Annotated in this window: 16 protein-coding genes; 9 read left to right on the top strand and 7 right to left on the bottom strand. The window is 56.1% G+C overall.

All coding sequences use genetic code 11. From position 1 onward, the window contains the following. The first annotated feature begins 4 nt into the window (after nt 1-4). Nucleotides 5-946 carry an ABC transporter substrate-binding protein gene (locus ACMGGM_RS15000; protein WP_014882170.1) on the top strand — a complete coding sequence of 314 codons (942 nt, stop codon included), beginning with the start codon at nt 5-7 and terminating at the stop codon, nt 944-946. 233 nt (nt 947-1,179) lie between these two features. Further along, nucleotides 1,180-2,088, top strand: a complete 909-nt coding sequence (lpxO, locus tag ACMGGM_RS14995; RefSeq protein WP_014882169.1) for a lipid A hydroxylase LpxO — start codon at nt 1,180-1,182, stop codon at nt 2,086-2,088. A 3-nt stretch (nt 2,089-2,091) separates the two neighbouring features. Here the strand turns inward: lpxO and ACMGGM_RS14990 are convergent, their stop codons facing one another. Next, complete coding sequence (locus ACMGGM_RS14990) at nt 2,092-2,823, bottom strand: response regulator (RefSeq protein WP_063944077.1); 732 nt, start codon at nt 2,821-2,823, stop codon at nt 2,092-2,094. A gap of 257 nt (nt 2,824-3,080) precedes the next feature. Here ACMGGM_RS14990 and fdhF point away from each other — a divergent pair, with 257 nt between their 5' ends. Then, nucleotides 3,081-5,228 carry a formate dehydrogenase subunit alpha gene (gene fdhF, locus ACMGGM_RS14985; protein WP_078309985.1) on the top strand — a complete coding sequence of 716 codons (2,148 nt, stop codon included), beginning with the start codon at nt 3,081-3,083 and terminating at the stop codon, nt 5,226-5,228. Between the two features lie 106 nt (nt 5,229-5,334). Next, nucleotides 5,335-6,009 carry a tetratricopeptide repeat protein gene (locus ACMGGM_RS14980; protein WP_023331811.1) on the top strand — a complete coding sequence of 225 codons (675 nt, stop codon included), beginning with the start codon at nt 5,335-5,337 and terminating at the stop codon, nt 6,007-6,009. A gap of 80 nt (nt 6,010-6,089) precedes the next feature. On the opposite strand, the gene gltP is transcribed toward ACMGGM_RS14980, so the two are convergent. Further along, on the bottom strand, nt 6,090-7,403 hold the full coding sequence (gltP, locus tag ACMGGM_RS14975; RefSeq protein WP_014882165.1) for a glutamate/aspartate:proton symporter GltP: 1,314 nt from the start codon (nt 7,401-7,403) through the stop codon (nt 6,090-6,092). Nucleotides 7,404-7,826: 423 nt separating this feature from the next. On the opposite strand from gltP, the gene acs reads away from it, so the two are divergent. From acs to actP, 3 genes are all read left to right on the top strand, one after another. Continuing rightward, on the top strand, nt 7,827-9,785 hold the full coding sequence (gene acs, locus ACMGGM_RS14970) for an acetate--CoA ligase (RefSeq protein WP_023331810.1): 1,959 nt from the start codon (nt 7,827-7,829) through the stop codon (nt 9,783-9,785). A 137-nt stretch (nt 9,786-9,922) separates the two neighbouring features. Beyond that, complete coding sequence (locus tag ACMGGM_RS14965; RefSeq protein ID WP_014882163.1) at nt 9,923-10,237, top strand: DUF485 domain-containing protein; 315 nt, start codon at nt 9,923-9,925, stop codon at nt 10,235-10,237. Beyond that, entirely contained in the window at nt 10,234-11,883 is a 1,650-nt protein-coding gene (gene actP, locus ACMGGM_RS14960) for a cation/acetate symporter ActP (RefSeq protein ID WP_014882162.1), read from the top strand. The genes ACMGGM_RS14965 and actP overlap by 4 nt, the downstream gene beginning before the upstream one ends. A 32-nt stretch (nt 11,884-11,915) precedes the next feature. Here the strand turns inward: actP and ACMGGM_RS14955 are convergent, their stop codons facing one another. After that, a complete protein-coding gene (locus tag ACMGGM_RS14955) occupies nt 11,916-12,605 on the bottom strand; it encodes an LrgB family protein (RefSeq protein ID WP_014882161.1) in 690 nt (229 codons plus the stop codon). Beyond that, nucleotides 12,598-13,008: a CidA/LrgA family protein gene (locus ACMGGM_RS14950; RefSeq protein WP_014882160.1), complete on the bottom strand. Its 411-nt coding sequence runs from the start codon at nt 13,006-13,008 to the stop codon at nt 12,598-12,600. Before ACMGGM_RS14950 ends, ACMGGM_RS14955 begins: the two co-directional genes overlap by 8 nt. A 102-nt stretch (nt 13,009-13,110) precedes the next feature. Between ACMGGM_RS14950 and ACMGGM_RS14945 the strand changes: the two genes are divergently transcribed. Both ACMGGM_RS14945 and ACMGGM_RS14940 read left to right on the top strand, forming a co-directional pair. Beyond that, nucleotides 13,111-13,998, top strand: a complete 888-nt coding sequence (locus tag ACMGGM_RS14945) for a LysR family transcriptional regulator (RefSeq protein WP_059373130.1) — start codon at nt 13,111-13,113, stop codon at nt 13,996-13,998. A 143-nt stretch (nt 13,999-14,141) separates the two neighbouring features. Continuing rightward, a complete protein-coding gene (locus ACMGGM_RS14940) occupies nt 14,142-15,299 on the top strand; it encodes a DDE-type integrase/transposase/recombinase (RefSeq protein WP_414149027.1) in 1,158 nt (385 codons plus the stop codon). Nucleotides 15,300-15,376: 77 nt separating this feature from the next. On the opposite strand, the gene ACMGGM_RS14935 is transcribed toward ACMGGM_RS14940, so the two are convergent. The 3 genes from ACMGGM_RS14935 to ACMGGM_RS14925 all read right to left on the bottom strand — a co-directional run bounded on the left by ACMGGM_RS14935 (nt 15,377) and on the right by ACMGGM_RS14925 (nt 19,489). After that, nucleotides 15,377-17,023: a Na+/H+ antiporter gene (locus tag ACMGGM_RS14935; protein WP_014882158.1), complete on the bottom strand. Its 1,647-nt coding sequence runs from the start codon at nt 17,021-17,023 to the stop codon at nt 15,377-15,379. 150 nt (nt 17,024-17,173) lie between these two features. Next, nucleotides 17,174-18,523, bottom strand: a complete 1,350-nt coding sequence (ghxP, locus tag ACMGGM_RS14930; RefSeq protein ID WP_014882157.1) for a guanine/hypoxanthine transporter GhxP — start codon at nt 18,521-18,523, stop codon at nt 17,174-17,176. A gap of 294 nt (nt 18,524-18,817) precedes the next feature. Then, nucleotides 18,818-19,489 (bottom strand): glutathione S-transferase family protein, encoded by a 672-nt coding sequence (locus tag ACMGGM_RS14925; protein ID WP_023331807.1) that lies wholly within the window; start codon nt 19,487-19,489, stop codon nt 18,818-18,820. Between the last annotated feature and the right edge of the window lie 36 nt (nt 19,490-19,525).

Here is a 19,525-nt window from a genome sequence, read left to right as displayed (position 1 = left end):
CAATATGCGTTTAAAACCGTTAGTGACCGCGCTCTGTGCTGGCGCGCTGCTTGCCGCAACGCCGTTTGCGCAGGCGAAAGATCTGAAGTCCATCGGCGTGACGGTGGGTGACCTGGCCAATCCGTTCTTTGTGCAGATCACCAAAGGTGCCGAGCTGGAAGCGCGCAAGCTGGCGGGCGATAACGTCAAAGTGACGCTGGTCTCCAGCGGTTACGATCTCGGTCAGCAGGTGGCGCAGATCGATAACTTTATCGCCGCGAAAGTGGACATGATCATCCTCAACGCCGCGGATTCCAAAGGGATCGGCCCGGCGGTGAAACGCGCGAAGGATGCCGGGATCGTGGTCGTGGCGGTTGACGTGGCGGCGGAAGGTGCCGATGCGACCATCACCTCCAATAACACCCAGGCGGGCGAAATGGCCTGTAAGTACATTACCGACCGCTTGAAAGGCAAAGGCAATGTGGTGATCATCAACGGACCACCGGTCTCAGCGGTGCAAAACCGTGTGGAAGGTTGCCAGATGGAATTCAAAAAACATCCGGATATCAAGGTGCTCTCGGATAACCAGAACGCCAAAGGCAGCCGTGAAGGCGGTCTGGAAGTCATGACCTCTCTTCTGGCGGCCAATCCGAAGATCGACGGCGTATTCGCGATTAACGATCCTACCGCGATCGGCGCCGATCTGGCGGCAAAACAGGCGCAGCGCAATGAATTCTTCATTGTGGGCGTGGATGGCAGCCCGGATGGTGAAGAAGCGCTGAAGCGGGAAAACTCCCTGTTTGTGGCAACCCCGGCACAAGATCCGCAGGTGATGGCGGCAAAAGCGGTCGAGATCGGCTACGACATTCTCCAGGGCAAACCGGCACCGAAAGAACCGGTGCTGATCCCGGTGACGATGATCGATAAAAAGAACGTCGGTACCTATAAGGGCTGGACGGTTAAGTAACCCCTCAGCCTAAACCCTCTCCCCTTTGGGGAGAGTGGGTGGCAAAAAACGCTGGCCGGGCTGCAGGCTTTTATTCGCGAGGGCAATTAATTTAACAATAATTGCGATTTTTCATTACAGTTCTATGAATTTTACATTCCCGAACTACACTCTCTCCATCTGGCATATTCGGCGTGGGCAGCACTCTGTCCGCACGCTTTTCCGAAATGAGATAGAAAGAGGACAAGGGAAAAATGTTCGCAGCCATCATCATCGGTATTTTCATTATTAGCGTTATTTACGCGCATTCACGCGGGAAAGAAAAACAGACGCTGTCTCGTCAGTTGTTCGACCATTCGACGTTCATGGCACCCATCAATATGTTTATGACGGCGTTCTCTTCCCTGCCCGCCAGGCAGGCTTTCTTTGAGACAGAGCGTTTCCCTGAATTAAAAACGCTGACGGAAAACTGGCAGGTTATTCGTGAAGAGGCTGTGCGTTTACAGGATCATATAAAGGCGGCGCAAAATAATAACGACGCTGGCTTTAACACCTTTTTTAAACGCGGCTGGAAACGTTTTTATCTGAAATGGTACGCCGACGCTCACCCTTCTGCGCAAGCGCTTTGCCCGGTGACCACGCAACTGGTGAGTCAAATTCCTTGCGTAAAGGCGGCGATGTTTGCCGAACTGCCTGCGGGGGCAAAGCTGGGCAAGCATCGCGATCCCTACGCGGGCTCGGTTCGCTATCATCTGGGCTTATCTACCCCGAATGACGATCGCTGCTTTATTGAAGTGGACCAGCAGCGCCATAGCTGGCGCGATGGCGAGGCCGTCATTTTTGATGAGACTTACGTTCACTGGGCAGAAAATAAAACCGATCAAACGCGCATTATTCTTTTCTGTGATATCGAGCGTCCGATGAAGTGGGGCTGGGCACAGGCAGTTAACCATTGGGTAGGGACGACGCTGATGTCTGCAGCCAGCTCACCCAATGATGAGAATGACCGCACTGGCGGCATTAATCGCATTTTTAAATATGTTCATGCGGGGCGCGAACGCGGACAGCGTCTTAAAAAACGAAATCGTAAAGCCTATTATGCCCTCAAGTACCTGTGCATCAGCGCCATTTTTGCCGCCCTTCTTATTCCGGCGATAACATAGACCTTATGCCGCCTGTTCGGGGCGGCTAACATCGGTGGCAAACACGTAGCCCAGCCCGCGAATGGTTTTGATGAGGGCTGGCTGATGCGGGTTGACCTCGATTTTCCGGCGCAGACGCATGATCAGCACGTCAATAGTCCGGTCAAACACCTCCGTGCTTTCGCTGTGGGTGAGTTCCAGCAGTTGATCGCGGCTGAGTACCCGGCGGGCATTTTGCGTAAGCGCCAGCAGCAGGCCATATTCCCCCTGGGTCAACGGCACGACGTTACGCTGCGGATCAATCAGTTCACATCGGGAGGTATCCAGCGTCCAGTTATCGAAGGTTATCCCCGCTACGCGTGGCATCGGCGTTTCTGCGGCCAGCACGCCGCTCCGACGCAGGACCGCTTTAACCCGGGCAACCACCACGCGCGGATTAAACGGTTTGCCAATATAGTCGTCGGCTCCCATCTCCAGCCCCACTACCACGTCGGATTCACTGCCCAACCCGGTTAACATGATCACCGGTAGCGCCGGACGCTGCTTTTGCAACTGCAGCAAAACCTGTAACCCATTGATATCCGGCAGCATCATATCCAGCAGGACAAGGGCGATCTCCGGCGTCTGTTGTACCCGGCCTGGCACATCCTGGCCGTTATGGCAGACAAGCACGTCAAAGACGTGTTCACTCAGCACATCCTGCAGCAGTTCGCACACTGCCAAATCGTCATCAACCACCAGAATCGCCGGTTTCATCATATGCTTCCGTCAGGGGATTATGTTAAGTCTGAACCATTCTGCCGTCAGCTCCAGTGAAAGGGCGTTTTCCGTGATGGAAATTCAACCCATGTCACATACCCTGCCCATTCGACACGTCAATTTTGACGATGGTCTGCTTTTCGTCAGGGTTGTCGGCAGGAATACGCCGTAAAACGCGCCATTACCCCTACTAAAAACATGGCATAGAAGCTGCATTAGTCGGTGCGAAAGATTCGATTAACTGGAGCAGACTGATGAAAAAAGTCGTCACGGTTTGCCCTTATTGTGCCTCAGGTTGCAAGATCCACCTGGTGGTCGATAACGGCAAAATCGTCCGGGCGGAGGCCGCACAGGGGAAAACCAACCAGGGCACGCTGTGTCTGAAAGGGTATTACGGCTGGGATTTTATCAATGATACCCAAATCCTCACCCCGCGCCTGAAAACCCCTATGATCCGCCGCGAGCGCGGTGGCAAGCTGGAAGCCGTCAGCTGGAACGAGGCTCTCGATTACGTCGCCACGCGCCTCAGCGCCATCAAGGCCAAGTACGGCCCGGATGCGATTCAGACGACCGGTTCCTCACGCGGGACTGGGAATGAAACCAACTATGTGATGCAAAAATTCGCACGCGCCGTTATTGGAACCAATAACGTCGACTGCTGCGCTCGCGTCTGACACGGCCCATCGGTTGCAGGTCTGCACCAGTCGGTCGGTAACGGCGCAATGAGTAATGCCATCAACGAGATAGACAACACCGATCTGGTGTTTATTTTCGGCTATAACCCGGCGGATTCTCACCCTATCGTCGCGAACCATGTTATTCGCGCCAAACAGAACGGGGCGAAAATCATCGTCTGCGATCCGCGCAAAATTGAAACCGCGCGCATTGCAGATATGCACATCGCATTGAAAAACGGCTCGAACATCGCGCTGTTGAATGCGATGGGGCACGTCATTATTGAGGAGAATCTGTACGACCAGGCGTTTGTGGCCAGCCGCACGGAGGGCTTTGAAGAGTATCGTAAAATTGTCGAAGGCTATACGCCAGAGTCCGTTGAAGCGATAACCGGCGTCAGCGCACAGGAGATCCGCCAGGCCGCACGCATGTACGCCGGGGCGAAAACCGCCGCCATTCTGTGGGGCATGGGCGTGACCCAGTTCTACCAGGGCGTGGAAACCGTGCGTTCGTTGACCAGCCTCGCCATGCTGACGGGTAACCTGGGCAAGGCCCACGTCGGCGTCAACCCGGTACGTGGCCAGAATAACGTCCAGGGGGCCTGCGATATGGGCGCGCTGCCGGATACCTATCCAGGATATCAGTACGTCAAATTCCCGGAAAACCGCGAGAAATTCGCGAAAGCCTGGGGGGTCGAAAGCCTGCCGGAACACACCGGCTATCGCATCAGCGAGCTGCCGCACCGCGCGGCGCACGGTGAAGTGCGTGCGGCCTACATCATGGGTGAAGATCCGCTCCAGACCGATGCCGAACTCTCTGCGGTACGTAAAGGGTTTGAGGATCTTGAGCTGGTGATTGTCCAGGATATCTTCATGACCAAAACCGCGGCGGCGGCGGATGTGATTTTACCGTCGACGTCATGGGGTGAGCATGAAGGCGTCTACACGGCGGCGGACCGCGGCTTCCAGCGCTTCTTCAAAGCGGTCGAACCGAAGTGGGATCTGAAAACCGACTGGCAGATCATCAGCGAAATCGCCACCCGTATGGGCTACCCGATGCACTACAACAACACCCAGGAGATCTGGGACGAGTTGCGGCATCTGTGCCCGGACTTCTACGGTGCCACCTATGAAAAAATGGGTGAGCTGGGGTATATCCAGTGGCCATGCCGCGATGAGTCGGAAGCCGACCAGGGGACGTCATACCTCTTTAAAGAGACGTTCGACACCCCGAACGGGCTGGCGCAGTTCTTCACCTGCGACTGGGTCGCACCTATAGATAAACTCACCGACGAGTATCCGATGGTGCTCTCCACCGTGCGCGAAGTAGGCCACTACTCCTGTCGCTCAATGACCGGGAACTGCGCCGCGCTGGCCGCGCTGGCAGATGAACCCGGCTACGCGCAAATCAACACTGCCGACGCGGAACGCCTGGGTATTGAGGATGAGGCGCTGGTATGGGTGAACTCGCGCAAAGGGCGAATCATCACCCGTGCGCAGGTGAGCGATCGTCCCAACAAAGGAGCGGTCTATATGACCTACCAGTGGTGGATTGGTGCCTGTAACGAACTGGTGACGGAGAACTTAAGCCCGATAACCAAAACGCCGGAGTATAAATATTGTGCCGTCAACGTGGAGCCCATTGCGGATCAACACGCTGCCGAACAGTATGTGATTGACGAATATAACAAGCTGAAAGCCCGACTGCGTGAAAGCGCAATGGGTTGAAGCGGGTAATTAATTAATGAACGAAGGGAGTGATATATTCACTCCCTTTTTTTATTTCCGCCACCGCGATTATACTGCGCGGCGTGTACCCAGAAGATAAGAATCCATGAAAGCCATTTTTCTGTTGTTATTCTTTATAACCTCGTTCGCCTGCGCGGATGAGATAGGCAGCCAGTATCTGAAGCAGGCGGAAGCGGGCGATGCCCGCGCCCAGTATTATCTTGCTGATACCTACTTCAGCTCGGGGGACCGCACACAGGCCGCGCGGTGGGCCGAAAAAGCCGCAAAAGGTGGCGATGTCGATGCCATGGCGCTGTTGTCGCAAATTCACTTTACGCAGGGGGATTACGCGCAGGCCAAGGCTCTGGCGCAGCAGGCAAACATTGCAGGCAGCAAACGCGGCGCGATCATGCTGGCGCGCGTGCTGGTCAACACTCAGGCCGGTCAAACCGACTATCCCCAGGCCATTAAGCTCCTGCAAACGGCGACTGAAGATATCGACAACGATTCGGCGGTAGACGCGCAGCTGCTGCTGGGGCTGATCTATGCCAACGGCGTTGAGGTGGCTCAGGATGACGTGCGGGCCGCGTCGTGGTTCAAGCGAAGTTCTACCCTGTCGCGAACGGGCTATGCGGAGTACTGGGCGGGAATGCTGTTCAGACAGGGCGAGAAAGGGTTTATCACGCCGAATAAGCAGAAAGCGCTTTACTGGTTGAACCTGAGCTGTACGGAAGGGTTTGATACGGGATGTGAAGAGTTTGATGCGTTGAGCGGGGAGTAAAGCGCCGGGTGGCGGCTTCGCCTTACCCGGCCTACAAAACCCGTAGGCCCGGTAAGCGCAGCGCCACCGGGCATAAGATGTTACCGATCGGCCGTCTTATCAAAACGCCCCAGCACCTCGCGTTCATACGCCAGCGCTTTTTTACGGTCGAATTTGTGTTCCCACTTGGCGATAACCAGCACCGCCAGGGCATTCCCCACCACGTTCAGCGCCGTACGCGCCATATCGAGGATACGGTCGACACCGGCGATAAACGCCAGACCTTCCAGCGGAATACCCACGCTGCCCAGCGTCGCCAGCAGCACCACGAACGAAACGCCCGGTACGCCTGCAATACCCTTAGACGTCACCATCAGGGTCAGCACCAGCACGATCTCCTGCCACAGCGACAGGTCAATGCCATACAGCTGCGCAATAAAGATAGCGGCGATACTCTGGTACAGCGTTGAACCGTCCAGGTTGAAAGAGTAGCCGGTCGGCACCACGAAGCTGGTGATAGAGGCAGGTGCACCGTAAGCCTCCATCTTCTCAATAATGCGCGGCAGCACGCTCTCAGAGCTTGCCGTGGAGTACGCCAGAATCAACTCATCTTTCAGGATACGGATCAGGATCCAGATGCTCAGCCCGCACAGGCGCGCCACAATGCCCAGCACCACCAGCGCAAAGAACAGGATGGCGAAGTGCACCAGGATCACCAGCTTCGCCAGCGGCCACAGGGAGGCAAAGCCGAAGTTTGCCACGGTCACCGCAATTAATGCGAACACCCCAACCGGCGCGTAGCGCATCACCATGTGGGTCACTTTGAACATGGTTTCGGAGATGGAGCGGAAGACGGTGACCAGCGGTTCACGGTGCGTGGCAGGCAGCGAGGAGAGCCCCAGGCCAAACAGCACCGAGAAGAAGATGATCGGCAACATCTCGCCTTTCGCCATCGACGCCACGATATTGGTCGGCACCAGTGAAAGGATCGTGCCCATCAGGCCGTGCGCATGGCTCTGCACTTCCGCCGTTGTGCTTTGGTATTTCGAAATATCCACCGTGGCCAGCTGCGACATATCGATCCCGGAACCTGGCTGGAACACGTTTGCCAGGGTAATCCCCAGAATAATCGCAACCGTAGTGATCACTTCGAAATAGAGAATGGTTTTCGCACCGATACGGCCTAACTGTTTCGCGTCACCGACCCCGGCAATGCCGACCACCAGCGTCGAGATCACAATCGGGACCACGATCATCTTGATCAAATGAATAAAGATATCGCCCGCCGGGGAGAGCAGGTTGGCAATCAGCCATTCGCGGCTGTCGCTATGATAGTGGAGATAACTGCCCAGCAAGATGCCCAGCACAAGGGCTAGCAAGATCTGCCAGGCCAGGCTGACTTTAACGTTTTTCATAGAAACTGACTTCCTCAATGAAATCTCCGCACCAGCAAAACTGCATGAATATGGAGACATACTGAAAGGGTATGAATTGTGTTGCGTTGGTTTATGGGATTTTTTAACGCGGCGTATGAGTATCATTTGCGCGACCTGTTGCGCAAGCCTTAAAGAACGACGCATTTCACTGGAAAATGACGGTATAACGCGAGTTTGTCATTATCCTGATAAATAACCATTTGTTATAAAAACGCTTTTTTAAATCTAAATGCGAATAATCGTCAGGCTGAATTATTTCCCTTCAAAGTTTCATTCGCTCGTTTTTCAACCTCTTCAAACAATGCGTGATCTGTAGCCCAAATAATAAACAAAGCTTGTAAAGCCCCTACTATTAACGTTTTTGCGACATATTATTAACATCTTACAAGGAGAAAAAAAGCCATGAGCCAAATACATAAACACGACATTCCCGCAAACATTGCGGACCGTTGCCTGATCACCCCGGAGCAGTACCACGAGAAATATCAGCAATCAGTTTCCCACCCTGACGCCTTCTGGGGCGAGCAGGGACACATCCTTGACTGGATCAAACCTTATCAGAAGGTGAAAAACACCTCCTTTGCGCCCGGCAACGTCTCCATTAAATGGTATGAAGATGGCACGCTGAACCTGGCGGCGAACTGCCTGGATCGCCATCTTGCCGAACGCGGGAATGAAACCGCCATCATCTGGGAAGGCGACGATGCCTCACAGAGCAAACACATTACCTATAAAGAACTGCATCGCGACGTCTGCCGTTTCGCCAACGTCCTGTTGGAAAAAGGCATTAAAAAGGGCGATGTGGTGGCTATCTATATGCCAATGGTGCCGGAAGCCGCGGTTGCTATGCTGGCCTGCGCGCGTATCGGCGCAATTCACTCGGTTATCTTCGGCGGGTTCTCACCGGAAGCCGTTGCCGGCCGTATTGTCGATTCCAGTTCAAAACTGGTGATCACCGCCGATGAAGGCGTGCGCGCCGGACGCGGTATCCCGCTGAAGAAAAACGTCGATGAAGCGCTGAAAAACCCGAATGTCAAAACGGTCAGTAACGTTATCGTGCTGAAGCGTACCGGCGGCAAGATCGACTGGAACGAGGGACGTGACCTGTGGTGGAGTGACCTGATCGAGAAAGCGAGTGACCAGCATCAGCCGGAAGAGATGAATGCTGAAGACCCGCTGTTCATTCTTTACACCTCCGGTTCAACCGGTAAACCGAAAGGCGTGCTGCACACCACCGGCGGTTATCTGGTTTATGCGGCCACGACCTTTAAATATGTTTTCGACTACCACCCGGGCGACATCTACTGGTGTACCGCCGACGTGGGCTGGGTGACCGGGCACAGCTACCTGCTCTACGGCCCGCTGGCCTGCGGTGCCACCACGCTGATGTTTGAGGGCGTGCCAAACTGGCCGACCCCGGCGCGTATGTGTCAGGTAGTCGACAAGCACCAGGTCAACATTCTCTACACCGCGCCAACGGCGATCCGCGCGTTAATGGCGGAAGGCGATAAGGCCATCGAAGGCACTGACCGCTCTTCGTTGCGCATCCTCGGTTCCGTGGGTGAACCCATTAACCCCGAAGCCTGGGAGTGGTACTGGAAGAAAATCGGCAATGAAAAATGCCCGGTGATGGACACCTGGTGGCAGACCGAAACCGGCGGCTTCATGATCACCCCTATGCCTGGCGCCACACAGCTGAAGGCCGGTTCTGCCACGCGCCCATTCTTCGGCGTACAGCCTGCGCTGGTGGATAACGAGGGCAACCCGCTGGACGGGGCCACCGAAGGCAACCTGGTGATCGTCGACTCGTGGCCAGGCCAGGCGCGTACCCTGTTCGGCGACCACGAACGCTTTGAGCAGACCTATTTCTCGACCTTTAAAAACATGTACTTCAGCGGCGACGGCGCGCGCCGTGATGAAGACGGTTATTACTGGATCACCGGTCGCGTGGATGACGTGCTCAACGTTTCTGGCCACCGTCTGGGGACGGCTGAAATTGAATCGGCGCTGGTGTCGCATCCGAAAATTGCTGAAGCCGCCGTTGTCGGGATCCCGCACAACATCAAAGGCCAGGCGATTTACGCTTACGTCACGCTGAACCACGGCGAGGAGCCATCACCCGAGCTGTACGCCGAGGTGCGCAACTGGGTACGTAAGGAGATCGGCCCGCTTGCTACGCCGGACGTGCTGCACTGGACCGACTCGCTGCCGAAAACCCGCTCCGGCAAGATTATGCGCCGTATCCTGCGCAAAATCGCGGCGGGGGATACCAGCAACCTCGGTGATACCTCAACGCTCGCGGATCCTGGCGTGGTGGAAAAACTGCTCGAAGAGAAGCAGTCCATCGCAATGCCTTCCTAGTTTTTTCTCCCTCTCCCCGTGGGAGAGGGCCGGGGTGAGGGCATCAGACCGCACCTTCCTCTCCCCTCACCCTAACCCTCTCCCCAAAGGGGAGAGGGGACTAAAAACAAACCAACCTTACCTTTGGAGACTCTGTGATGAATGACCATATTTGTCAGCAGATAGAGAATAGTGCGCACTACAGGGAGCTCGTCGAAAAACGGCAACGGTTTGCCTTCATCCTTTCTATCATCATGCTGATTATCTACGTCGGCTTTATTATGCTGATCGCCTTTGCTCCGCACTGGCTGGGCACCCCGCTGCACGCGGGCACCAGCGTCACGCGCGGCATTCCTATTGGCATTGGCGTGATTGTGATCTCCTTCTTGCTGACCGGCGTGTACGTCTGGCGCGCGAACGGTGAATTCGATCGTCTCAACAGAGCGGTACTGCAAGAGGTAAAAGCATCATGAAGCGGATCCTGACGGCGCTTGCCGCCACACTTCCTTTTGCCGCCCACGCGGCGGATGCCATCACCGGCGACGTTCAGCGTCAGCCGACTAACTGGCAGGCGATTGTGATGTTCCTGATTTTCGTCCTGCTGACCCTGTACATCACTTACTGGGCGTCGAAGCGCGTGCGCTCTCGTAATGATTATTACACCGCGGGCGGCAACATTACCGGTTTCCAGAACGGGCTGGCGATAGCGGGCGACTTTATGTCTGCCGCCTCGTTCCTCGGGATCTCCGCGCTGGTTTATACCTCCGGCTACGACGGCCTGATCTACTCCCTGGGCTTCCTCGTCGGCTGGCCGATCATCCTGTTCCTCATTGCCGAGCGCTTGCGCAACCTCGGGCGCTATACCTTCGCTGACGTGGCCTCCTATCGCCTGAAACAGGGGCCCATTCGTACCCTCTCCGCCTGCGGTTCGCTGGTGGTGGTCGCGCTATACCTGATTGCGCAGATGGTCGGGGCAGGTAAATTGATCGAACTGCTGTTCGGTCTGAACTACCACATCGCCGTGGTACTGGTTGGCGTCCTGATGGTGATGTACGTCCTGTTCGGCGGCATGCTGGCGACCACCTGGGTACAGATTATCAAAGCGGTCCTGCTGCTGTTCGGCGCCAGCTTTATGGCCTTTATGGTGATGAAGCACGTCGGGTTCAGCTTCAATAACCTGTTTACCGAAGCGATGGCGGTTCATCCAAAAGGAGAGGCAATCATGAGCCCGGGCGGGCTGGTGAAAGATCCGATATCCGCACTCTCCCTCGGTCTCGGCCTGATGTTCGGTACCGCGGGCCTGCCACACATTCTGATGCGTTTCTTCACCGTGAGCGATGCGCGTGAAGCGCGTAAGAGCGTCTTCTACGCCACCGGCTTTATGGGTTATTTCTACATCCTGACCTTTATCATCGGCTTTGGCGCGATCATGCTGGTAGGGGCAAACCCGGCGTTTAAAGACGCGGCGGGTGCGCTGATTGGCGGCAACAACATGGCGGCGGTGCATCTGGCCGACGCGGTGGGCGGTAACCTGTTCCTCGGCTTTATCTCTGCCGTGGCCTTCGCCACCATCCTTGCCGTAGTAGCGGGACTGACGCTGGCCGGTGCCTCTGCGGTCTCGCACGACCTCTACGCCAACGTGTTCCGTAAAGGGGCAAGCGAACGTGACGAGCTGAAAGTCTCTAAGATCACCGTGCTGGTGCTGGGTGTGGTCGCCATTTTGCTCGGTATTCTGTTCGAGAAGCAGAACATCGCCTTTATGGTGGGGCTGGCCTTCTCGATTGCGGCGAGCTGTAACTTCCCGATCATTCTGCTCTCCATGTACTGGTCAAAACTGACCACCCGTGGGGCGATGATTGGCGGCTGGCTGGGGCTGCTGACGGCGGTGATCCTGATGATTCTGGGCCCGACCATCTGGGTACAGATCCTCGGTCACGAAAGCGCCATTTTCCCGTATGAGTATCCGGCGCTGTTCTCGATTGCCGTGGCGTTTATTGGTATCTGGGTCTTCTCGGCCACCGACAACTCGCCGGAAGGTAACCTGGAGCGTGAGAAATTCCGCGCCCAGTTTATTCGCTCACAAACCGGCCTTGGCGTTGAACAGGGCCGCGCACACTAAGCCTTTCTCCCCGGTCTCTCAGGCCGGGGAGTTTAAAACATCACCCATGCCACCAGCGGTGCGATAAGCACCATCGTCACGCCAGAGAGCATCATCACCAGACTTGCCACCACGCCTTCCTGCTGACCCAGCTCATACGAACGCGCCGTACCTGCGCCATGAGACGCCGCGCCAAACCCTGCCCCTTTCGCCATCCCCTCCCGAATAGAAAGCCGCAAAAAGAGCATATCGCCCACCGCCATGCCAAAGACGCCCGTCACGACCACAAACAGCGCCACCAGATCCGGCTGCCCGCCAAGCGGTTTAGCCGCTGCCAGCGCAAACGGCGTCGTCACCGAACGCACGGCCAGGCTGCGCTGAATTTCATCGGGCAGCGTAAACAGCCGCGCCAGCCAGACCGAGCTACACACCGCCACCACCGTGGCAGTCAGAACGCCTGCGCTAAGCGACATCCAGTGGCGTTTAATAATATTCAGGTTGTCGTACACGGGAACGGCAAAGGCGATAGTGGCCGGGCCGAGCAGCCACAGCAGCCAGTGGGATTCCCCAATGTAGTTCTGCCAGGAAATATGGCCGAAGACCAGCATGAGCACCAGCAGGATGGGGGTGAACACCAGCGGCATGAGCGGCAGCGCGCGAAAGCGGCGGTACAAACGCTTGTTGGCAAAGTAGATTACGATGGTCGCAATCAGACACAGCACGCTTATCTGAACGTTAGTCATGCTTCTGCCTGCTGATTTCAAAGCGATAGACTTTATCCACCACCCAGGCAGTGGCGCCCAATACCATCAGCGTACTCAGGGCGATAACCGCGAAGATGCGCCAGCCGTCGACCATCAGCAGCTGGGCATAGTTCACCACCGCGACCACCGCAGGCACGAAGAACAGCAGCATCTCCGCCAGCAGCCAGCGCGCGCCGGCTCGCACCCAGCTAAGGGGCAACGCGCGACAGAGGATCAGCGTTAGCATTAGCACCATCCCGACCAGATTGGCGGGTAAAGGCAGGTGCAGCCAGTCGACAAGATATTCCGCGAAAACAAACAGTCCGGCATAGAGCAGTACCTGAACCGGTACCTGGAGTCGTTGCACAACGGCAGGCGTAACACGACTTAACGCCACGGCCATGGGGGTTTTCCTCAAAATTGAGACGAGGCGCCAGTATAGTGAGCGCACGTCAGGGACAGAAATGAATTAAAATCATCGAAGGTATAGTTTCGAGGAATAATCATGGACATAAGAACGCTGCGCTATTTTGTCGAGGTGGTTCGCCAGCAAAGTTTTACCCGCGCAGCGGAGAAGTTGTTCGTTACCCAGCCGACCATCAGCAAGATGCTGAAAAACCTTGAGGACGAGCTGAACTGTACCCTGCTGCTTCGTGACGGACGCAAGCTGCTGCTGACGGATACCGGGCGCGTGGTCTTCGAGCGCGGGCTGACGATTCTGGCTGAGTTCCGCCAGCTTGAGGCTGAGCTTGCGGATATCAACCACCTTACCAAAGGGCTATTACGTCTTGGCATTCCGCCGATGGTCGGCATGATGATGGCCGGGCCGATTAGCCTCTTTCGTCAGCGCTACCCCGGCGTTGAGCTAAAAATTTCTGAATTTGGCGGCCTGACCGTCCAGCAGGCCGTGATGAACGGCGAGCTGGATGTGGCGATGACGGCCCTCCCCGTAGAGGAAGAGAGCGGTCTGGCGACGCTGCCGCTGTTCAGCCATCCGCTGTGCGTGCTCGTACCGCGCTCCGGTGACTGGCTGAAAATTGACTCGGTGAAACCCGAACTGCTCGGCGAACATCCGTTGCTGATATACAACGAAGACTTCGCCTTAAGCCGCCAGCTGATGACGCTGTTTAACCAACATAATGTGAAGCCACGCATTGCGGTGCGCAGCGGTCAGTGGGATTTTCTGGCCGCGATGGTTCAGGCTGGCGTGGGGATTGCCATTCTGCCGCAGCCAATTTGCGAGCGGCTGGATAAAAACACCCTGCGCTGGATCCCGCTGGAGAGCGAGCTGCACTGGCAGTTAGGGATGATCTGGCGTGAAGGGGTGTATCTGTCGCATAGCGCGCAGGCGTGGCTGGAGTGCTGTAAGGGGTTTTGGGTGCAGTCTGAATAGTGCCGGGTGGCGGCTTCGCCTTACCCGGCCTACGATTCGAATATAGGCTCGGTAAGCGCAGGGTATGAACCGGAAACATGGGTAACACTTTAGACCGGATACATGGGTAACAGTTATAACTGGCATAGAAGAGGAGACTCGCTATGCCCTGGACTGAGACCCGACCTATGCAACGCCTTGATTTTATCCGTGCCTGCCATGCAGGTACGGACTCCTTCTCCGCGCTTTGCCGTCTTTTTGGCATCAGCCGTAAAACCGGCTATAAATGGCTTCAGCGTTTTGACCCTTCTGACCTGTCATCTCTCTCGGACCGGTCGCGTGCGCCACGCTCCCACTCCCGGACGGTTCCTGATGATATCGCCGGACACCTGACTGCCCTGCGTCAAAAACACCCTGACTGGGGGCCAAAAAAACTGCGGATGTGGTTGCTCAATCATCACGTCGATTTTACCGTACCTGCCGCCAGCACTATCGGCGATATCCTCAAGCGCGAAGGCCTGGTTCCGGATAAAAAACGAAAACGCAGAACACCAGGCAATCGCCAGCCCCTGACCATCATCAGTGAGAACAATCAGGTCTGGAGCGCTGATTTTAAAGGCAAGTTCAGGCTGCTCAGCAGAGAGTACTGCCATCCTTTCACCCTGACCGATAATCACAGCCGGTATCTGCTCATCTGCCGGGGAACACACCGTGAGAGTGAACCCTTTGTCAGAGAGTGCCTGACGGATGCGTTCCTGGAATATGGTCTGCCGGAAGTGCTTAGAACCGATAACGGCCAGCCCTTCGCGGGAACAGGAATAGCCGGATTAAGTCGTCTTGCCGTCTGGCTAATCAAGCTGGGCATCAGGCCGGAGCGTATCAGAAAGGGGCATCCGGAAGAAAATGGCCGCCATGAGCGAATGCACCGCTCCCTGAAAAGTGCGGTGAAACAGGGCAACACCTTCATGACGATGGAAGAACAACAGCGGTGGTTCAGTGACTACCGGAAAGAATTTAACTACGAAAGGCCGCATGAAGCACTGGCGGGAGCAACGCCCGGAACGGTATGGCAACCCTCAAACCGACACTGGGATGGCCGTGTTCCTGAATATGCTTATCCGGAAGGAGGTACAGTCTACAGGGTGAAATCGAGGGGGACCCTCTATATGGGAAAAAAGGGTACGGTGTTCCTGAGTGAAGCACTGACTGGGGAGTACATCATGCTGGAAGAACAAGATGATGGCCTTGAGGCCATCATCTTTAATGGGATAACGCTTGCGTACTACGACCGAAAAACCCAGAGTGTGCTCCGGATAGACTAAAAGTGTTACCTATGTTCCCGGTCTGATCTGTCACCTATGTATCCGGTCATACAGCAGCGCCACCGGGCAAAAGCGCGCTACTGATTCTCTATCAACAACGCTTCCAGCAAATCCAGATCGTGCAGCAGCTTTTGCAGCGTCTCGTTGCTGATCTGCCGCGTGGCACGCAGATGGTACAGCTCGGCACGCTCTGAACGCAGCGCCGCCAGGCGGAACCGGCGTTCCAGGTTTTCCTCCTGCAGCGAGCTTTCCACGTCATTACGACCGTCAGCCCGACGGCGCAGGTTACCAATCACGCGGGAACTCACTTCCGTCAGCAGCTGGTTATCGATGTTCTCGTCTGTATCGGCCGCCAGACGCTCTTCCATTTTCTGAATAGCGACTATCGCCACTTCGGCGGTAGCCGCACGCGCAATACGCTCCTCTTTATGCTGTTGGGTCGAATCCCCGGCGTCAATGTGCTGCAGTAAAATCGGCAGCATCACCACGCCCACGAACAGCGAGAAGAGGATCACGCCTGCCGCCAGGAACACCAGCTCGTAGCGCGCCGGGAAGACATCGCCCGTCGGCAGCAGCAGCGGAATAGAGAGCACACCGGCAAGGGTGATCGCCCCACGCACGCCAGCGAAAGAGGCAATCAGCAGCTCGCGTGTGGTCCAGGAGCCAAACTCCATCGGCTTTTTCGTCAGGAAGCGCACGCTGAATTTCTTCATCGTCCAGAGCCAGCCAAAACGCACCAGCATCAGTGCCATGTAGATCAGCACGATGTCGGTAAACAGCATCCAGACTTCAACGTTCGGATCGGCCTCTGCCGCAATCAGCGAGGACTCCATAATGCCCGGCAGTTGCAGGCCCAACAGCAGGAATACCATGCCGTTAAACACGAATTCCAGCATCGCCCAAGTGCTGTTGGCACGCAGACGCATTGCCAGCGGCGCGCGGCGCATCACGCCGGAGCGGGTAATGGTCATCCCTGCCGCTACCGCCGCCAGAATGCCCGATACGCCAATATGTTCGGCAATCAGGTAGGAGGCAAACGGCAGCAGGAACAGCAGTACGATTTGCGTGGCGGGTTCATCACCGCCCCAGCGGCTGAGGAAGCGCAGGGAGCGACCATACAGCCAGCTCACCACAAAGCCCGCGAGGATACCGCCAATCGCCACTTTGAAGAATTCCAGCGTCGCGCCGCCAATGGTAAAGACCATCGTCCCCATGGCAACCGCCACGGCAAACTTCAGGGCGACCAGACCAGAGGCGTCATTCATCAGCGCCTCGCCCTGCAAAATCCCCATGATTTTCTTCGGAATACGACCTTCACCCACAATGCCGGAAAGCGCCACGGCATCGGTTGGCGAGAGCACGGCGGCCAGCGCAAAGGCGGGGATTAACGGGATACCCGGTACGGCCCAGTAAATCAGGAAGCCAATCCCGACGACGGTGACGACGACCAGCGCCAGCGCCAGGCCGAAGATCTCTCGCCCATGCTCAAGGAATTCGCGCGTGGGCGTTTTCCAGCCATCAGCAAACAGCAGTGGCGGAATAAACAGCACGAGGAACAGTTCGGGGTCAAATTCCACGTGCAGGCCAAACGTCGGCCACGCCAGCAGCGCGCCGATGGCAATTTGCATTAATGGCAGGGGGACCTGAAAGGGCAGTACGCGTGTAACCACCCCGGATAAAGAGACCACAAGGGTCATGATGAGTATTGTGAAGAAGATTTCCATGCGTTCCCTGTTTGCTGTGTTACTTATGTACTACGGAAGGCGTCGTGCCTTTTATTCTATCTTCTTCAGAGTAACGCAAAAGGCAACGGGATGAGCTCTGAAAATAAAAACGGGCGGCCTGAGCCACCCGTTTTCGCATCAATGGACAACTTAGATGGCCCAGCCGCCCGCGTAGAATGCCACCAGCGCAACGGCGATCACCACGGTGCCGATGTTCAGCTTGCGCCATTCACCAGAGACCAGACGACCAATGACCAGCGACGCGAAACCGATCATGATGCCGGTCACGATGTTACAGGTCAGCACGATAAACACGGCGGTAATCAGGCCAGACATGGCATCCACGAAATCCGCAAAGTCGATCTTCGCCACGTTGCTCAGCATCAGCAGGCCGACATACATCAGCGCTGGCGCGGTGGCATAAGCCGGTACCAGATAAGAGAGCGGAGAGAGGAACAGGATCAGCAGGAACAGCACGCCGACGGTGATGGCCGTCAGGCCGGTTTTACCGCCTGCTGCCGTGCCCGCTGCGGACTCGATATACACTGCCGCAGGCGCTGCGCCCACCAGTCCTGAGAAGACGCTGCTCAGGGAGTCAGTCGTCAGGGCTTTGCCGCCATCAATAATCTGACCGTCTTTATCCAGCAGGTTAGCCTGACCGGCCACCGCGCGAATCGTACCGGTTGCGTCAAACACGGCGGTCATCACCAGTGCCAGCACGCTTGGCAGGATTACCGGGTTAAGCGCACCAACGATATCCAGGCTGCCAATCAGAGAATTGCCCTTGTCATCGCTCAGCGACGGCATAGCGAAAATACCGGAGAAGTGAACGTTCGGATCGAAAATCAGGCCGACAATGGATACACCGATAATGGTCAGCAGAATGCCGCCCGGCACTTTCAGTTTTTCCAGACCGATAATCACCGCCAGACCGATCAGCGACATGATCACCGGGAAGCTCGCGAAATGCCCCAGCGCCACCGGCAGGCCGTCCAGCGGGTTCTTGATCACCAGGCCCACGCCGTTAGCGGCAATCAGCAGCAGGAACAGACCGATGCCGATACCGGTGCCGTGCGCCACGCCCTGCGGCAGGTTGCGCAAAATCCAGCTACGAATGCCGGTAGCAGAGATAACGGTGAACAGCACACCCATCAGGAACACGGCGCCGAGTGCGACCGGTACGCTGATCTGCTGACCCAGCACCAGGCTGAACGCGGTGAACGCGGTCAAAGAGATGGCGCAACCAATCGCCAGCGGCAGGTTCGCCCACAGCCCCATCACAATGGAGCCCACACCGGCTACCAGGCAGGTCGCGACAAAAACAGCTGCTGGCGGGAAGCCCGCTTTACCCAGCATGCCCGGCACAACGATGACGGAGTAAACCATCGCCAGAAACGTTGTCAGACCGGCAACAACTTCCTGACGCACGGTGCTGCCGCGAGCCGAAATTTTAAACATGGCGTCAAGTGAACCGCCGGTACGCGCAGATGGCGTAGACATAGAAAACATCCCCTGAGAGTTTTTATAGAACGTTCATAAGCGTGGTGGAGACGCCACTGCCAGCTAAACGTCAAATCCTTGTCTTGCGTTTGCGACGAAAGGGCGTCACAAAAAAAGCAAACGTTTAGCTCCGCGCTTAAAAACGGGTGGTCAAATTAAGGCAAACGATTATCCAGCCTAAACACCGCCCTTTTCAACTGAACTTTATCGTTTTTCGCTAAAATTCGCTTATGACGCTGAAGAAATAAACAGAGGATGCGCAAACGTTATCGTCTATGCGCAATTTGTTTACATTTAATCCTCACCCGGGATGGATAATGGCCCACCCTGTTCCAGGGTTCGCTTCCAGCCGGGACTGTTGTCGACCTTTTGCTTCCAGGCCTCAATATGCGGCAGATTGTCGATGCCCCCACGCGCCAGCAGGGCAAAGATCGGGAAACTCATCTGAATGTCGGCCATGCTGAGCGCGTCCCCGGCAAACCAGCTGTTTTGAGCGAGATGCGAGTCAATAAAGCGCGCATGCGTTTCCAGCTGGGGATTGAGATACGCTTTCTGCACCCCCTTACCCAGCGCCTTGCCCAGGAGTCGGATGCCTGGCGGCACGGGCGGCTTGCCGAGGCTGTTGAAAACCAGCTTCATTAACAGCAGTGGCATCAGCGATCCTTCCGCGTAATGCAGCCAGAAGCGGTATTGCACCTTATGCGCCGGATCTAACGGCTTAAGGCGCGATTCGGCATCATAGGTTTCCTGGAGGTATTCCAGAATGGCACCCGATTCCGCGAGGATAAGTCCGTTATCTTCGATGATGGGTGATTTGCCCAACGGATGCACCTTTTTGAGAGCCTCCGGCGCCAGCATGTTCTTTTCGCGCTGGTAGTGAACGATCTCATAAGGCAGGGCGAGTTCTTCCAGCGCCCAGATCACACGATGTGAGCGCGACTGGTTAAGGTGATGTACCGTGAGCATGGTCTTCTCCTGTGATTCATACTTTTTAACTATAGA

It is taken from the genome of Enterobacter sp. BNK-14, from assembly GCF_047456095.1.
Taxonomy (GTDB): domain Bacteria; phylum Pseudomonadota; class Gammaproteobacteria; order Enterobacterales; family Enterobacteriaceae; genus Enterobacter; species Enterobacter kobei.
This window is presented reverse-complemented; position numbering and strand designations above follow the sequence as displayed.

Excerpts from the sequence above, each read along its gene's own strand:
- ACMGGM_RS14925 (WP_023331807.1), bottom strand. The coding sequence starts at position 19,489 with ATGCTCACGGTACATCACCTTAACCAGTCGCGCTCACATCGTGTGATC.
- ACMGGM_RS14990 (WP_063944077.1), bottom strand. The coding sequence starts at position 2,823 with ATGAAACCGGCGATTCTGGTGGTTGATGACGATTTGGCAGTGTGCGAA.
- lpxO (WP_014882169.1), top strand. The coding sequence starts at position 1,180 with ATGTTCGCAGCCATCATCATCGGTATTTTCATTATTAGCGTTATTTAC.
- gltP (WP_014882165.1), bottom strand. The coding sequence starts at position 7,403 with ATGAAAAACGTTAAAGTCAGCCTGGCCTGGCAGATCTTGCTAGCCCTT.
- ACMGGM_RS14940 (WP_414149027.1), top strand. The coding sequence starts at position 14,142 with ATGCCCTGGACTGAGACCCGACCTATGCAACGCCTTGATTTTATCCGT.
- ACMGGM_RS14945 (WP_059373130.1), top strand. The coding sequence starts at position 13,111 with ATGGACATAAGAACGCTGCGCTATTTTGTCGAGGTGGTTCGCCAGCAA.
- ACMGGM_RS14955 (WP_014882161.1), bottom strand. The coding sequence starts at position 12,605 with ATGACTAACGTTCAGATAAGCGTGCTGTGTCTGATTGCGACCATCGTA.
- ghxP (WP_014882157.1), bottom strand. The coding sequence starts at position 18,523 with ATGTCTACGCCATCTGCGCGTACCGGCGGTTCACTTGACGCCATGTTT.
- ACMGGM_RS14935 (WP_014882158.1), bottom strand. The coding sequence starts at position 17,023 with ATGGAAATCTTCTTCACAATACTCATCATGACCCTTGTGGTCTCTTTA.
- actP (WP_014882162.1), top strand. The coding sequence starts at position 10,234 with ATGAAGCGGATCCTGACGGCGCTTGCCGCCACACTTCCTTTTGCCGCC.
- acs (WP_023331810.1), top strand. The coding sequence starts at position 7,827 with ATGAGCCAAATACATAAACACGACATTCCCGCAAACATTGCGGACCGT.
- ACMGGM_RS14950 (WP_014882160.1), bottom strand. The coding sequence starts at position 13,008 with ATGGCCGTGGCGTTAAGTCGTGTTACGCCTGCCGTTGTGCAACGACTC.
- ACMGGM_RS14980 (WP_023331811.1), top strand. The coding sequence starts at position 5,335 with ATGAAAGCCATTTTTCTGTTGTTATTCTTTATAACCTCGTTCGCCTGC.
- ACMGGM_RS15000 (WP_014882170.1), top strand. The coding sequence starts at position 5 with ATGCGTTTAAAACCGTTAGTGACCGCGCTCTGTGCTGGCGCGCTGCTT.
- ACMGGM_RS14965 (WP_014882163.1), top strand. The coding sequence starts at position 9,923 with ATGAATGACCATATTTGTCAGCAGATAGAGAATAGTGCGCACTACAGG.